Source organism: Campylobacter sp. RM9334 (assembly GCF_020138145.1).
Classification (GTDB): domain Bacteria; phylum Campylobacterota; class Campylobacteria; order Campylobacterales; family Campylobacteraceae; genus Campylobacter_E.
The window spans coordinates 74,452-87,201 of the sequence record NZ_JACGAX010000002.1 but is presented as its reverse complement, the minus strand read 5'-3'; the positions used below and the strand labels follow the sequence as shown (position 1 = coordinate 87,201).

General features: G+C 28.3%; 15 protein-coding genes. 7 read left to right on the top strand and 8 right to left on the bottom strand.

Annotated elements, in window-relative coordinates:
• The first annotated feature begins 9 nt into the window (after nucleotides 1-9).
• From fabZ to AVBRAN9334_RS01355, 7 genes are all read left to right on the top strand, one after another.
• Nucleotides 10-453 (top strand): 3-hydroxyacyl-ACP dehydratase FabZ, encoded by a 444-nt coding sequence (gene fabZ / locus AVBRAN9334_RS01385; RefSeq protein ID WP_214115829.1) that lies wholly within the window; start codon nucleotides 10-12, stop codon nucleotides 451-453.
• Nucleotides 450-1,241 (top strand): acyl-ACP--UDP-N-acetylglucosamine O-acyltransferase, encoded by a 792-nt coding sequence (gene lpxA, locus AVBRAN9334_RS01380; protein WP_214150290.1) that lies wholly within the window; start codon nucleotides 450-452, stop codon nucleotides 1,239-1,241. The genes fabZ and lpxA overlap by 4 nt, the downstream gene beginning before the upstream one ends.
• On the top strand, nucleotides 1,231-2,445 hold the full coding sequence (gene clpX / locus AVBRAN9334_RS01375) for an ATP-dependent Clp protease ATP-binding subunit ClpX (RefSeq protein WP_336606822.1): 1,215 nt from the start codon (nucleotides 1,231-1,233) through the stop codon (nucleotides 2,443-2,445). The genes lpxA and clpX overlap by 11 nt, the downstream gene beginning before the upstream one ends.
• Nucleotides 2,442-3,479 (top strand): rod shape-determining protein, encoded by a 1,038-nt coding sequence (locus AVBRAN9334_RS01370; RefSeq protein WP_214115826.1) that lies wholly within the window; start codon nucleotides 2,442-2,444, stop codon nucleotides 3,477-3,479. Before clpX ends, AVBRAN9334_RS01370 begins: the two co-directional genes overlap by 4 nt.
• Complete coding sequence (gene mreC / locus AVBRAN9334_RS01365; protein ID WP_214120317.1) at nucleotides 3,472-4,242, top strand: rod shape-determining protein MreC; 771 nt, start codon at nucleotides 3,472-3,474, stop codon at nucleotides 4,240-4,242. Before AVBRAN9334_RS01370 ends, mreC begins: the two co-directional genes overlap by 8 nt.
• An 87-nt stretch (nucleotides 4,243-4,329) precedes the next feature.
• Nucleotides 4,330-4,707 (top strand): TM2 domain-containing protein, encoded by a 378-nt coding sequence (locus tag AVBRAN9334_RS01360; protein WP_336606821.1) that lies wholly within the window; start codon nucleotides 4,330-4,332, stop codon nucleotides 4,705-4,707.
• Nucleotides 4,708-4,711: 4 nt separating this feature from the next.
• Entirely contained in the window at nucleotides 4,712-5,305 is a 594-nt protein-coding gene (locus tag AVBRAN9334_RS01355; RefSeq protein WP_336606820.1) for a hypothetical protein, read from the top strand.
• 19 nt (nucleotides 5,306-5,324) lie between these two features.
• Here the strand turns inward: AVBRAN9334_RS01355 and AVBRAN9334_RS01350 are convergent, their stop codons facing one another.
• The 8 genes from AVBRAN9334_RS01350 to AVBRAN9334_RS01315 form a co-directional block, all read right to left on the bottom strand.
• Nucleotides 5,325-5,558, bottom strand: a complete 234-nt coding sequence (locus AVBRAN9334_RS01350) for a hypothetical protein (protein WP_214120319.1) — start codon at nucleotides 5,556-5,558, stop codon at nucleotides 5,325-5,327.
• Nucleotides 5,555-6,487 (bottom strand): thioredoxin-disulfide reductase, encoded by a 933-nt coding sequence (trxB, locus tag AVBRAN9334_RS01345; protein WP_336606819.1) that lies wholly within the window; start codon nucleotides 6,485-6,487, stop codon nucleotides 5,555-5,557. The genes AVBRAN9334_RS01350 and trxB overlap by 4 nt, the downstream gene beginning before the upstream one ends.
• A gap of 72 nt (nucleotides 6,488-6,559) precedes the next feature.
• Entirely contained in the window at nucleotides 6,560-9,331 is a 2,772-nt protein-coding gene (locus AVBRAN9334_RS01340; RefSeq protein WP_336606818.1) for a TadE/TadG family type IV pilus assembly protein, read from the bottom strand.
• Nucleotide 9,332: 1 nt separating this feature from the next.
• Nucleotides 9,333-9,863, bottom strand: a complete 531-nt coding sequence (tadF, locus tag AVBRAN9334_RS01335; RefSeq protein ID WP_214142652.1) for a tight adherence pilus pseudopilin TadF — start codon at nucleotides 9,861-9,863, stop codon at nucleotides 9,333-9,335.
• Nucleotides 9,856-10,317: a TadE/TadG family type IV pilus assembly protein gene (locus AVBRAN9334_RS01330; protein WP_336606817.1), complete on the bottom strand. Its 462-nt coding sequence runs from the start codon at nucleotides 10,315-10,317 to the stop codon at nucleotides 9,856-9,858. The genes tadF and AVBRAN9334_RS01330 overlap by 8 nt, the downstream gene beginning before the upstream one ends.
• Nucleotides 10,298-11,038: a tetratricopeptide repeat protein gene (locus AVBRAN9334_RS01325; protein ID WP_214115816.1), complete on the bottom strand. Its 741-nt coding sequence runs from the start codon at nucleotides 11,036-11,038 to the stop codon at nucleotides 10,298-10,300. The genes AVBRAN9334_RS01330 and AVBRAN9334_RS01325 overlap by 20 nt, the downstream gene beginning before the upstream one ends.
• On the bottom strand, nucleotides 11,035-11,862 hold the full coding sequence (locus AVBRAN9334_RS01320; RefSeq protein ID WP_336606816.1) for a type II secretion system F family protein: 828 nt from the start codon (nucleotides 11,860-11,862) through the stop codon (nucleotides 11,035-11,037). Before AVBRAN9334_RS01320 ends, AVBRAN9334_RS01325 begins: the two co-directional genes overlap by 4 nt.
• Nucleotides 11,862-12,749 carry a type II secretion system F family protein gene (locus AVBRAN9334_RS01315; protein ID WP_267524186.1) on the bottom strand — a complete coding sequence of 296 codons (888 nt, stop codon included), beginning with the start codon at nucleotides 12,747-12,749 and terminating at the stop codon, nucleotides 11,862-11,864. The genes AVBRAN9334_RS01320 and AVBRAN9334_RS01315 overlap by 1 nt, the downstream gene beginning before the upstream one ends.
• Nucleotide 12,750: the final 1 nt, after the last annotated feature.

The following is a 12,750-nucleotide window of genomic DNA, read 5'->3' as shown; positions in this document are numbered from 1 at the left end:
GGAATAATAATGTTAGATGTAATGCAAATTCAAGAAATTTTACCACATAGACCACCATTTTTGTTAGTTGATAAAATCACAGAAATCAATCTTGATGAAGGTTATGTATTAGGTTATAAAAATGTTAGTATAAGTGATCAAGTATTTGCAGGACACTTTCCAGGTCATCCGATTTATCCAGGAGTTTTAATATTAGAAGGAATGGCTCAAACGGGTGGAATTTTAGCTTTTCAGAGTATGAAAGATAGTGTTGATCCTAAAAGCAAGGTAGTATATTTTACAGGAATGGAAGAAGTAAAATTCAAATCACCAGTAAGACCAGGCGATAAATTAGTATATAAAATGAGCGTTGTTAAAAATCGTGGAGCAATGTGGGTGTTTAGTGGCGAGGCTTATGTAGATGATACATTATGCACTCAAGCAATTTTAAAAGCGATGATAGTAGATAAATGATTTCAGATTTAGCAATAATAGAAAATGGTGCAAAAATAGGCAAAAATGTTAACATTGAGCCTTTTGCATATATAGGAAGTAATGTAGAAATTGGTGATAATTGCATTATTAAAAGTGGTGCAAGAATTTTAGGAAATACAAAAATAGGAAATAATTGCAAGATTTTTTCTTATGCTATTTTAGGTGATATTCCACAAGATATTTCTTATAAAAACGATGATTTTTCAGCTTTAATAATAGGTGATAACACAACTATTCGTGAGTTTTGCACTATAAATTGTGGCACACAAAAAGGCGATGGATACACAAGAGTTGGAAATAATAATTTCATAATGGCTTATGTTCATATTGCACACGATTGCACCTTAGCTGATAATATAATTTTAGCAAACAATGTAACCTTAGCAGGGCATGTTGAAGTTGGCTCATTTAGTGTGATTGGCGGACTTACTCCGGTTCATCAATGGGTTAAAATAGGCGATTATTGTATGCTTGGAGGTGCTTCAGCATTATCTCAAGATTTACCACATTTTTGTCTAGCTGAAGGTAATCGTGCTTATGTTAGAAGTCTTAATTTAGTAGGGCTTAGAAGACATTTAGAAAAAGATAAAATAAATGAATTAAGTGAAGCATTTAGTAAGATTTTTAGAAGTAAAACAGGGCTAATTAGCGATAGAGCAAAAGCTTTATATGAGAGTTCAAATTCTGCCGAAGTTGTTAAATTATGCTCGTTTATTTTAAATACAAAGCGTGGAATTCCAGTGAAAGGAAATGATAATGAGCAATAATATTTGTAGTTTTTGTGGCAAATCTTATCCGTTTGACCTACTTTCAAATGGCAAAAATAATACAATTTGTCCTACTTGTGCTGGTGTTATATTTAAAATGTATGATGCTAAAAATAAAGAATTAGCAGTAGATGAGGTAGCTGATAGTTTAAAAGATATAAGTTCAAAAGCTTTAAAATCTCATTTGGATAATTATGTAATAGGTCAGGATAGAGCAAAAAAGGTTTTAAGCGTAAGCGTTCATAATCATTATAAAAGGCTTATGAGTAATGCCGATGAGAGTGATGTAGAATTAGCAAAATCAAATGTTTTATTAGTAGGACCTACAGGAAGTGGTAAGACGCTTTTAGCTCAAACTATGGCAAAAGCACTTGATATTCCTATAGCAATTTGCGATGCTACGAGTTTAACTGAAGCTGGATATGTAGGAGAAGATGTTGAAAATATCTTAACAAGACTTTTACAAGCAGCTGATTATAATGTTGAGCGCGCAGAATGTGGGATAATTTTCATTGATGAAATTGATAAAATCGCAAGAAAGGGAGAAAACCGCTCAATTACAAGAGATGTAAGTGGAGAAGGCGTTCAGCAAGCATTGCTTAAGATAATAGAAGGTAGCGTTGTAAATGTCCCACCACAAGGCGGTAGAAAACACCCAAATCAAGAATTTATTCAAGTTGATACTTCAAATATTTTATTTATTTGTGGTGGTGCTTTTGATGGAATTGAAGAGATTTTAAAGCAAAAGCAAGGCGAGAATGTAATGGGTTTTGATACTACTAGTGTTAAATTTAGTGAAGATGAATTGTATTCACATATTGAGCCTGATGATTTGATTAAATTTGGTCTAATTCCTGAATTAGTTGGAAGATTGCACGCAATTGCAAGTCTTAATGAAATTAGTGAAGAAGATATGGTAAGAATTTTAATTGAGCCAAAAAATTCAATAATTAAGCAATATCAAAAGATTTTTGAATTTGATGGTGTTAAATTAGAATTTGATAAAGACGCACTTTTAGCTATTGCTAAAAAAGCTCTTGATAGAAAAACAGGAGCAAGAGGTCTTCGTGGGATATTAGAGCAATTATTACTTGATTTAATGTTTGATTTAGATAAATATGAAGGTTATGAAATCGTTATAAATAAAGATTTTGTTAATGGCGAAGGCGATGCTATTTTTTTAAAAATTAAGGATAATAAATGATACTAGACCATTTAATAGGGTTATTTTCAAGTGATATGGGTATTGATTTAGGCACAGCAAATACTCTTGTATTGGTAAAAGATAAGGGTGTAGTAATTGATGAGCCAAGTGTTGTAGCAGTTCAACATACAAAATATGGAAAGAGCAAAATTTTAGCAGTTGGTAAAGAAGCTAAAGAAATGCTAGGTAAAACTCCTAGCGATATTCAAGCAATTCGCCCTATGAGAGATGGGGTTATAGCTGATTTTGATATGACTGAAAAAATGATTAGATATTTTATTGAAAAAACACATAAAAGAAAGAGTTTTTTACGCCCTAGAATATTAATATCAGTTCCTTATGGTCTAACTCAAGTTGAAAGAAAAGCAGTTCGCGAAAGTGCTTTGAGTGCCGGTGCAAGAGAAGTGTATTTGGTTGAAGAGCCAATGGCTGCAGCAATTGGTGCAAATCTTCCCGTGCAAGAGCCTGTAGGCTCATTAGTAGTTGATATTGGTGGTGGAACTACTGAAATAGGAGTTATTACTCTAGGTGGTCTTCATACTGCAAAAAGTATTAGAACAGCAGGAGATAAGCTAGATAGCTCAATTGTAAATTATGTAAAAGAAAAATACAATCTAATAATTGGCGAAAGAACTAGCGAAGATATTAAAATCCAAGTTGGTTCAGCTATTCAATTGCCTGAAGAATTAACTATAGTTGTTAAAGGAAAAGACCAAGTAAAAGGGCTTTTAAGTAAGGTTGAGCTAAGTAGTGAAGATATTCGTGAAGCTATAAAAGAGCCTTTAAAAGAAATTGCTGATGCACTTAAGTTTGTATTAGAAAATACAAAACCAGAACTTGCAGGCGATATTGTAGAAAATGGTATAGTGCTAACTGGTGGTGGAGCATTAATCCGTGGAATTGATAAATATTTAAGCGATATTGTAAAATTACCTGTTTATGTTGCTGATGAGCCACTTCACGCAGTAGCAAGGGGAACTGGAAAAATACTTGAAGAGATTTCTTTACTAAGACAAATAGTAAATGATGAATAAATTTAAATTATTACTCCTAATATGCGTTTTGCTTACATCTTCTTATTATTTTGTAGCAGATGTTAAAAATGCTGTTTTAGGGGTTAATGATTTTGTTTTAAATAAGCTTTATAATGCTTATGATTACACCAAACAAAATATTACTAAATATTTTAATCAAGTAAATCAGATAGATGAATTAAGCACAGAAAATAAAAAGCTAAAACAATACAAATTCTTATATGATAATTTAGTTATAGAATATAACAATCTTGCAAAAGCCCATAATCTTAAAAAATATGAATTTGAATTAGCCTTAACTAGGGTATTATCTTATGAAAAAATTGGAAGTTTAACTAAATTTTGGATGAGTTATGATGGTATAAAGCCTGATATTACTTATGGTTTGATATATGATAATAATGCAGTGGGGATTATGTATTCAAATAATAATAGAGCTTATGCACTTAGTTTAAATGATGAAAAATGTGTTTTTTCTGTGGTTGTTGGGGAAAATAAAACTCCTGCTATTTTACAAGGTAGTAAAAATTCAATTTATGTTAATTTTGTTACTGATTATAAAGAATTAAATATAGGAGATTTGGTTTATACGAGTGGAAAGGATTTGATTTTTCCAGAGGGTATTTATGTTGGAAAAGTAGTAAAAATCATAGATGAAGCTGGGTATAAAAGAGCTATTTTAGAAGATACAAAAACTCTTAGTCCTTATAGATATGTTTATATGGTAAGTGCTAAAGAGAACTCACAAGAAATTAAAAATTAAAATCTTAAATTATTTTTTATTAATTTACCCTTTGTTAATAGGGGGGGGGGTGTAGAATAATTACTTCATTTTAAAAAAGGAGTAATTATGGATAAGAGTTCCATTTTAATGTTGCTTGATAATAAAATTTCAAGCGAGCAAAAGTTTATGCTAAATGATAAACTTGATAATTTAAGCAAAGAAAAATATAAAAACCTACCACTAATCCCGTTAAAAAGTCCAATTTTAGCAGCAGTTTTAGGATTTTTCTTCGGAGTTTGGGGTGTTGATAGATTTTATCAAGGAAATATGCTTTTAGGATTTTTAAAAATAGGTCTATTTTTAATAGGCTTGGCTTCGACACTTATATTTATCGGAGTTTTTATTTTATGGGCTTTATATATTTATGTATTAGTTGATATATATTTTGTATATAAAGCAGTTCAAAAAGACAATTACACAAAAATATTACAAATAATAGGATGATTTTATGAAAACAGATTTTTTAATTTCTAACAAAGGTCAAGAATTAATCAAAAACGAAGAAGAATTGAGAGTAAAGTTGAGTGAATTTGTAGGAGAATTGCCAAATGCTGCAATAGTTGATGAATTAAGCAATGCGGCAAAATACTATACAAATAATGGCGAATCAAATACAGCAAGATATTCTTTTAGACTAAAAGATATATGCCTTCCTACATTATTGTTTAGTTATTTTAGTTATGCGTTGCGTTCTATGTGGATTTATGCAGGAATTGTTTATGGGGCAATTGTGGTTTTATCTTTTTTTGGTTATTTTTATTTTAAACCAAAGGGCTTATCAAATTCTTTTGATTTTTCTTATATTAGCTATGCTTTAATTTATGTGATTATCAGCGTTTTAACAAGTGCAACTTATAGATATTTTTTATTAAAAGAATTTTTCACTAAATACGAGCTAACGCCTATTAGCAAACCTAGAAAACCCATAAATATTTTAATAGCTATTGGATTTATTATTGCTTTATTGTTAGTTATAAAATTAATTAGCCTTTTTATTGTAGGTGCTAGTGTAATGGCTATTGGTGGTGTAACTAGATGGTAAGAATAGGAATTTAAAATTCCTATTTTATATAGCTTAAAGATTTTTTAAGCTTTTTTAATCTTTCTAAATCTTTATGCTTTAATTTTAATAAAGTTTCAATTAATTGAGTATGCAAAGCTTGTAATTCTACTAATTCATCTTTACTTAGAGTATCTAGCCAATTGCTATTTATTTTATCTTCTAGCTCATTGGCTAAACTTTCTAATTCGTAAAAGTCTTCATTAACTAATGCTAATTTGATTTTAGTTATCAATGTTTGCTCTCTAAATATGAAATTACGCCTAAAGCAGCGTTAGCACCATCAGCCGCAGCACAAACAACTTGTCTTGGAGCATCTACTCTTAAATCTCCTGCAGCAAACAAGCCTTCAACACTCGTTCTCATTTTTAAATCAACCTTAACAGCATCTCCTACTATTTCGCATAAAAATGAGCCATCAGTTTGTTTTAATACTTCATTTCTCACATCAAGTCCTACGAAAGTAAATATCCCTGGAACTGCTAAATCTTTTTTGCTACCATCATTAAATACTATTTTAACGCCTGTAACTCCAGCATTATCTCCTACAACTTCTTCTACTTTAGCATTTAAAATAAACTCAATTTTTTCATTTTTCTTAGCTCTTTCAACGGTTGATGGAGCTGCACGAAAACCTTCTCTTCTGTGGATTAAATATACTTTAGAGCATAGATTAGCTAGATAAAGTGCTTCTTCAAGTGCGGTATCTCCACCACCTAAAACTGCTACTTCTTTTTTTCTATAAAATGCACCATCACAAGTTGCACATGTGCTTACTCCACGACCAAAAAATTCATTTTCGCCTATAAAACCAGCTTTTTTAGGAGCTGCTCCTGTGCAAACTATAACAGCTTTAGCATCTTCGCTTGAATTATCAGAGAAAATTATTTTAAAATTCTCGCCATTTTTTTCAACTCTAATTACTTCTTTTTGCTCAATTTTTAGACCAAATCTAGTGCTTTGCTCACTCCAAGGTGCCATAAAGCTAATTCCATCCATTACGGTTGCAACGCCTGGGTAATTCTCCATCTCACTTGAGCTTGTAATTTGTCCGCCTGGCATAAATTTTTCATACATTACAACATTTTTAAGCCCACCACGAGTTGCATATAATCCCGCACTAAGACCAGCAGGGCCACCACCAATAATAGCTAAATCTAACATTTTATCTCCTAATTAATAATTTTTATTATTTAATAATAACTTTATTAAGTTAATCAAGTTTAAAAATATACTTTACTTATATGTAATATTTCCAAACGGTGTATTAAATATATTTTGATATATTATATTAATTAAATCTTCAACAGATTCTCCTATTAAAATATTATTTGTGCATTGCGACCAAACTTGCTTATATTTGCTTTCATTCACAAGTTTCATTTCATCTTTTGATAAGCCTAAAGTAATTGCATAAATTTCTGCATTTTTACCAGTAATTTGTTTAATACCATTTTTTAATCTTTGACATAATCCTGCCTTAAAAAGTGCTTCATCATTATCACTTGCTGCTGATGAAAAAACTAATATTTTCACATTTGGATTATTACTTTTAGACTTTGTAGCCATTAGTGCAGCTCTAATAAGTCCTACACTTGCAAAATCTTTATTTAAAGGAGTTACCACATCATAAGAACCTCTATCAATTTTAAATGGTATTTCATTTAAAATATTAATTTCTTTTATATCACTTGGAGTTTGAATTTTTAAAGGTTTTATTTCAACAAATTTCATAGCATTTGCAATTGTTTGCTGAGTAACCCCACCTAATAAAAATGCCATATAACTATTCCCTAAAGCCTTTCCTTTAAAATCAAAATTTGCATTTAAATCACTTTCTGCATTTTTATATTTTCTAAAAGCTTCATTCATCATTCCTTCAAGTTTGGTAATTAATTCGTAGTTTAATTCGTCACTTAAAATACTGCTACCATTTAAAAACCTACTTGTATTATTTAATCTATCCAATTCTGTTTGCTTATCATCTAAATCTCTTTTAAGAATATTTCTTTTGTCAAATTTACTCTTTAATGGTTCTTTTGAAAAATCGCAAAACTTTGGTTCCTTTTCTATATTTTTTGAGTCTTCACAATATCTAAATTGAAATGTATCTATTCTATTAAAGTCAGCTTGTAATTTTTTCACTTCCTTACTAAGCTCTTGTATTTTCTCTACTAAAACTGTACTAATTGTAATTTTTGGAGCTTCTTTTGGATAAGTTGGAGCGATTATTATTTTAAAATAAGATATTGTTTTGTATTTGTTTTTGTATTTAGTTAGTAATTTTGTGATTAAGCTATAGTCTTTATCGTAAAGAGCATTGTTTATTAAATCCCAATCAGCATAACCCTCATCATCACCTTTTAAATCAACCATATCATAATACCCTTGATAATCTTCTCCTTCTATATAATTATGAAGATTTAATAAGTCTTTTTCAAATTCTTCTTTAGTTTCATAAAGTTTAGGAATTGAAGTTGAAGAGCATTGTTCGGCTTGTTTTATATAATTCATTGCCTCACTAAATTTATTTTTTGCTTCACTTAAATTATTATTTCTTAAGGCTGATTCGTAATCTTCAAACGCGTACATCATTTCATCGCCATTAATTCTGCAATCATTTATCTCATCATATCCATAATAACTGCCATCTTCTCCAATTATATATTTATTATAATAAACGTTATATAAATTTAAAGCATAATCTGTATCAAAGTCATTATTAAAAGAACCATCACCAACACTACTATTTAAAACATTTTTAACTATTGCCAAAGCCTCTAAATAGCTTTGATATTCTTTTTCAGCTTTTTGCATAGCTTTTGCTGTTTGTATTATTTCTGTATTTGAACCTTTAATTAAAAGCCTATCAACCTTTGGATTATAAAGTCTAAAAATCATACTTTCATTTTCGCTAAAAGCATTATTTATAGTATTTTCTATTCTAGTTTTATCTTTTTTAAACTCGCCTTCATTTAAGCCTGGTTTTTGATTATCGTATCCTAAATCAAATGTTTTAATGGCATCTTCAATATCTTTTTTAGAATAATTTTGTAATCTTTCATTATTTAAATCAAGTGCAAATTTTCTAAGCAAAAAATCCCCCGAAAATTCATTTGTAAAAATAGTAGTATCAATATTTAAAGCTTTTAAACGATTTAAAACTAATATATCAAGCTTAGAATTTGCATGATTTAATATGTTTTTTGGATAATACCTAGAAAAAAAATCAACTTTTTTAAACTCACTTGGAACATAAATATCCATTGGGTCAATATAATAATATGCGTTTTCATATTCACTTTTTGTTAATCCATCGCCTTTATCTACAATAGTTTTTTCATATAAATCTTTACCTTTTACCATCACGACATTAGAATAAGGTACAAAACCAAAATACTGTTTATTTTCACTATCGTATTCTTTGGCAGTTTTAATTATATTTGCAATCATTGTTTGTGTTACATCTATGATTTCTTTTTTACCTAAAGGAGGATTGCAAGCTCCATATTTAATTAGCTTTTTATTATCTTCATTGCAAAGATTTTTTAAAGTGGAATTTAAAAGCGTACTATTTTCTGCTCCTGACTTTCCGAAAGATATGGCAAAAATATAATCAGTATCGCTAATTTTGCTAGATGGTTGCATTCCGTAAATGCCTTTAGTGCTTATGCTTTCATCATCTACTGATATAAATTTATTAAAAATACCATTATTTGTAATATCTGCTGTGACTTTTGTAATCCCATCAATTTGCTTTATTTGTATATTTGATACATTTTTATCACTTCCTAAATATTCACTCACTAATATTTTTACTCTATCTTCTAAATTCTCTTCATTGGTGGCACTTAAAAAACTAGCCTCTCTTAAAGCATCTTGTAATCTTGAATGATTTTTAAGTGTAATACTTAAATCATAAGCAATCACACAAAGTCCAAAAATAAAAGGTAAAATTAACGCTACACTTACTAAAGCAAAAGCTCTTTTTTCTAAAATAAATTTCATTTTATCTTCCATATACTATTGAACTTGCAAGTGGCTCTAATGCTTTTAAGCTAATACCATTAATAGGCATAAATAAATCATCATTTTTAGTACAAAGAGTTACTTTATAAATGTTTGTATTAGTATTAAATTTTGTAATAAAATTTAAATTACTTGTATCTTTTAAACTAGTATCTATTTTACATTCCACTTCACCTTTTGTATAGCTTCTATAATTCATATCACCACTTTTATCTGTCTCTAAACACTCTACTATTAGACCCAATTCTTTATCTAAAGTTTTTTTATTTAAAACTAAAGCAATTTTAAATAGTTCATCTATGTCTTTATCATTTACTAATTTTGCACTATATAAATAAGACCTTTCTCTAATAATCCCTGCTAGTGAATAGCTTATTTTTTCTAATGAATTTTGAGTTTTTATAAGCTTTCCCACATCTGCACTAAGTATCAAAAAAATCGTAAAAAGCATTAACATTCCACACATTTCTATGCTTACACTTGCACCTTTTTCTTTTAAAAATTTAATCATTTTTTCCATGTCTTTCGTTGTAATATGCTAATTTGCTCTTTAAAACCTTGCCTTTTTCTATCCAATTAAATAAAAAAATAGTCCTTACTCTATATGTAAGTTCATATAAATTTATTATGCTTTCATCATTATTTGACTCACATTTTTCTTTACTTAATTCGTTTAAATCATTGCAATACGCTATGCTTATATCAAAACTTCCATCGGTTAAGAAAAATCCTATTTTTTGTCTTTGTCTATCTAATTCTTCTTTATATTTTGTTAAATAATTTTCTTTATAAAAAAAACTTGAAGCATAGGTTGCTGCTTGGCTATTTACATAATCAATCGCAACGCTAGTATAAACTAACAATAAAACCTCAACCAAAATCGTAACAAATACTAAAAAAGGAAAAAGCAGCATAGCGGTTTCTATCGCTGCTATGCCTTTAATATCATTTAGAAAATTTTTCATTTGTATTTATTTGCTTAATATTTATTAATAATTTTTTTGGCTCTTTAGCTAAATTTTCTCTTTTTATTATTTCAATAGCTTCACTATCTCTATTAAGTTTAGCTAGTGCAAAAACTAAATTATTAATAATTTTTAAATTCTTATAATTTCTATTGTATAAAGGTAATAAATAATCAACTCCAATAGCATAATTACCTTCTGATATTTCTAATAAACCTAAATTATTATTTACTATTTCATCAGCTAAAAATAATGATTTTGCTTTTAGAAAAGCTATTTTTGCATCTTCGTATTTATTTTGCTTTGCCTTTACTATACCTATTACATTATAAGCTTCTGGATTTTTTGGATTTAGATTAATACTTTTTATAGCATCATTTAAGGCTTCATTATAATTTTCTTTATAATCTTCAATTTTTGCTTTGAGTAAAAATGCTTTATAATTTTTACCATCTTGTAATAATGGCTTTAAATAATAAAGTGATGAATCAAAATCATTTATATCGTAATAATTTAAGGCTAGTGCAATTCTTGTTTCTGGGGTGTCCTTTTTTTGTAATTTTTCTTTATTGATTTTGATTAAATCATCATAATTTTTAATAGCTGTATAAATCTTTTCTTTGGTTAAAGTATCATCTAAAATATCTTGTTTTGATTTTAAAGTGGCTTGACAACCTGTAAAAATAAAAATTGATAAAAATAAAACTGTTAATTTTTTCATAAAATTCCTCCTAATACTCTCATTACTCCTGGTGCAGCGATTACTATAATCACTGGAAACATAAAAAATAAAATAAGTGGAACACTCATTTTAGCTGATAATTTACCTATGGCTTCTTCTGTTTGAAGCAAGGTACTTTCTCTAATTTCAGCACTTAAACTCATCAAACTTTCATAAATTCCACTTCCATATTTAACGCTTTGTTTTAATGTAGAACACATCATTGATATTTCACGACTAGGCAATTCATTTTGTAAATCATTTAATGCAGCTTCAAGCCCATTTACATTCATTTTGATAATTAATTTACTTAAAAAAGGTGCGAAAGCTTCATTTAATGAAGTAATACTGCCTTCTAAAAATTTAATAGCATTTTCAATACTCATTCCAGATTGCACACAAACTGCTAATAAATCTACAAACATAGGAATATCAGTACTTATTTTTCTAATCCTTGATTCAATGATAAATTGCTGTAAATAGCTTGGTGCAATAATTACTAATATAAAAATAAAAATTCCTAAAGCCGCTAATGTATTTTGAGAGATTTTTAATAACCCGCTTGTTTTTAAAACATAAAAAATCATAAAAATACTAAATGCAAAAAAGACTTTTAAAACCACATTAGAATCAATTTTTCTTAAATAATATAAAGTTTTATCGCTCTTTTCAAAAATATCATAAGCATTGGTTATGTTTATAAATTCGCTAAAACCTGTATTATTTACAACCAAACTATATTTTTTCATAGTATTTTGTTTATTTATTGCATAAAACATCAAAAATACTCCAAAAATCATTGATAAAATATAAAAACTTTGCATTATATTTTCCTCATCAAATACATAATCATAAGAATTCCAACCAACTCACTACCTAAAAAATAATATAAAATATAACGACCTTTCTCATCATATAAAATAAAATCAAAATTTTCAGGGCTTATAAATTTGGTTAAAAATAAAAATACAAACGGTATAGCCGCTGTTATTTTTGCACTCATTCTAACTTCACTTGTCATTGCTTCTTTTTTCTTTTCCATTGCTTTGGCTTTTGTTCCTGAAGTGGCTAATCTGCTTAAAATTTCTTTAAGTCTTGCACCACTATTAAGACTTACTAAAAGTGAAGTTAAGAAAAAATAATAATTTTTAAAAGGTAGTCTTTTATAACTAGCTTCAAAAACCTTTTGCGTATCATCTCCTATGGCAAGTGCTTTTACTATTATTTTAAGCTCGGTTCTTAAAACTCCTGAAATTACATTAGAGCAATCTTGTAAAGCTTGATTTACATTGCTACCAGCACTAATTGCTCCGTTTAAAACTACTAAAAGCTCTGGGAAATTCTTATCAAAATCATCTTTTATTTGTTTGAAAGCTAATTTATTTATAAAATAAATTCCAAATACACAAGAAGCAAAAAACACAATAATTACATTTAGATTTAAGAATGTTTTATTTATAAATAACAAAACGCACACAATTACAACAAAAATTATGAGATTTTTTCTATTTAATCCAGTATTTTTGTCATAAATATTCCTAAATATAAACGCTAGATTTGCATTTATATTTAATTTCTTTTGTTTTTGAGTGTTTTTAGCTAAATCACTTTTTAAGAATTTATTTCCGTATATTTTAAGCCTTGATTTACCTAAACCAAAATATAAAAGATAAAAGCCAAAAAGTAGAGTTAAAATAAATATATTTTCCATT

Excerpts from the sequence above, each read along its gene's own strand:
- fabZ (WP_214115829.1), top strand. The coding sequence starts at position 10 with ATGTTAGATGTAATGCAAATTCAAGAAATTTTACCACATAGACCACCA.
- lpxA (WP_214150290.1), top strand. The coding sequence starts at position 450 with ATGATTTCAGATTTAGCAATAATAGAAAATGGTGCAAAAATAGGCAAA.
- clpX (WP_336606822.1), top strand. The coding sequence starts at position 1,231 with ATGAGCAATAATATTTGTAGTTTTTGTGGCAAATCTTATCCGTTTGAC.
- AVBRAN9334_RS01370 (WP_214115826.1), top strand. The coding sequence starts at position 2,442 with ATGATACTAGACCATTTAATAGGGTTATTTTCAAGTGATATGGGTATT.
- mreC (WP_214120317.1), top strand. The coding sequence starts at position 3,472 with ATGAATAAATTTAAATTATTACTCCTAATATGCGTTTTGCTTACATCT.
- AVBRAN9334_RS01360 (WP_336606821.1), top strand. The coding sequence starts at position 4,330 with ATGGATAAGAGTTCCATTTTAATGTTGCTTGATAATAAAATTTCAAGC.
- AVBRAN9334_RS01355 (WP_336606820.1), top strand. The coding sequence starts at position 4,712 with ATGAAAACAGATTTTTTAATTTCTAACAAAGGTCAAGAATTAATCAAA.
- trxB (WP_336606819.1), bottom strand. The coding sequence starts at position 6,487 with ATGTTAGATTTAGCTATTATTGGTGGTGGCCCTGCTGGTCTTAGTGCG.
- AVBRAN9334_RS01340 (WP_336606818.1), bottom strand. The coding sequence starts at position 9,331 with ATGAAATTTATTTTAGAAAAAAGAGCTTTTGCTTTAGTAAGTGTAGCG.
- tadF (WP_214142652.1), bottom strand. The coding sequence starts at position 9,863 with ATGATTAAATTTTTAAAAGAAAAAGGTGCAAGTGTAAGCATAGAAATG.
- AVBRAN9334_RS01330 (WP_336606817.1), bottom strand. The coding sequence starts at position 10,317 with ATGAAAAATTTTCTAAATGATATTAAAGGCATAGCAGCGATAGAAACC.
- AVBRAN9334_RS01325 (WP_214115816.1), bottom strand. The coding sequence starts at position 11,038 with ATGAAAAAATTAACAGTTTTATTTTTATCAATTTTTATTTTTACAGGT.
- AVBRAN9334_RS01320 (WP_336606816.1), bottom strand. The coding sequence starts at position 11,862 with ATGCAAAGTTTTTATATTTTATCAATGATTTTTGGAGTATTTTTGATG.
- AVBRAN9334_RS01315 (WP_267524186.1), bottom strand. The coding sequence starts at position 12,749 with ATGGAAAATATATTTATTTTAACTCTACTTTTTGGCTTTTATCTTTTA.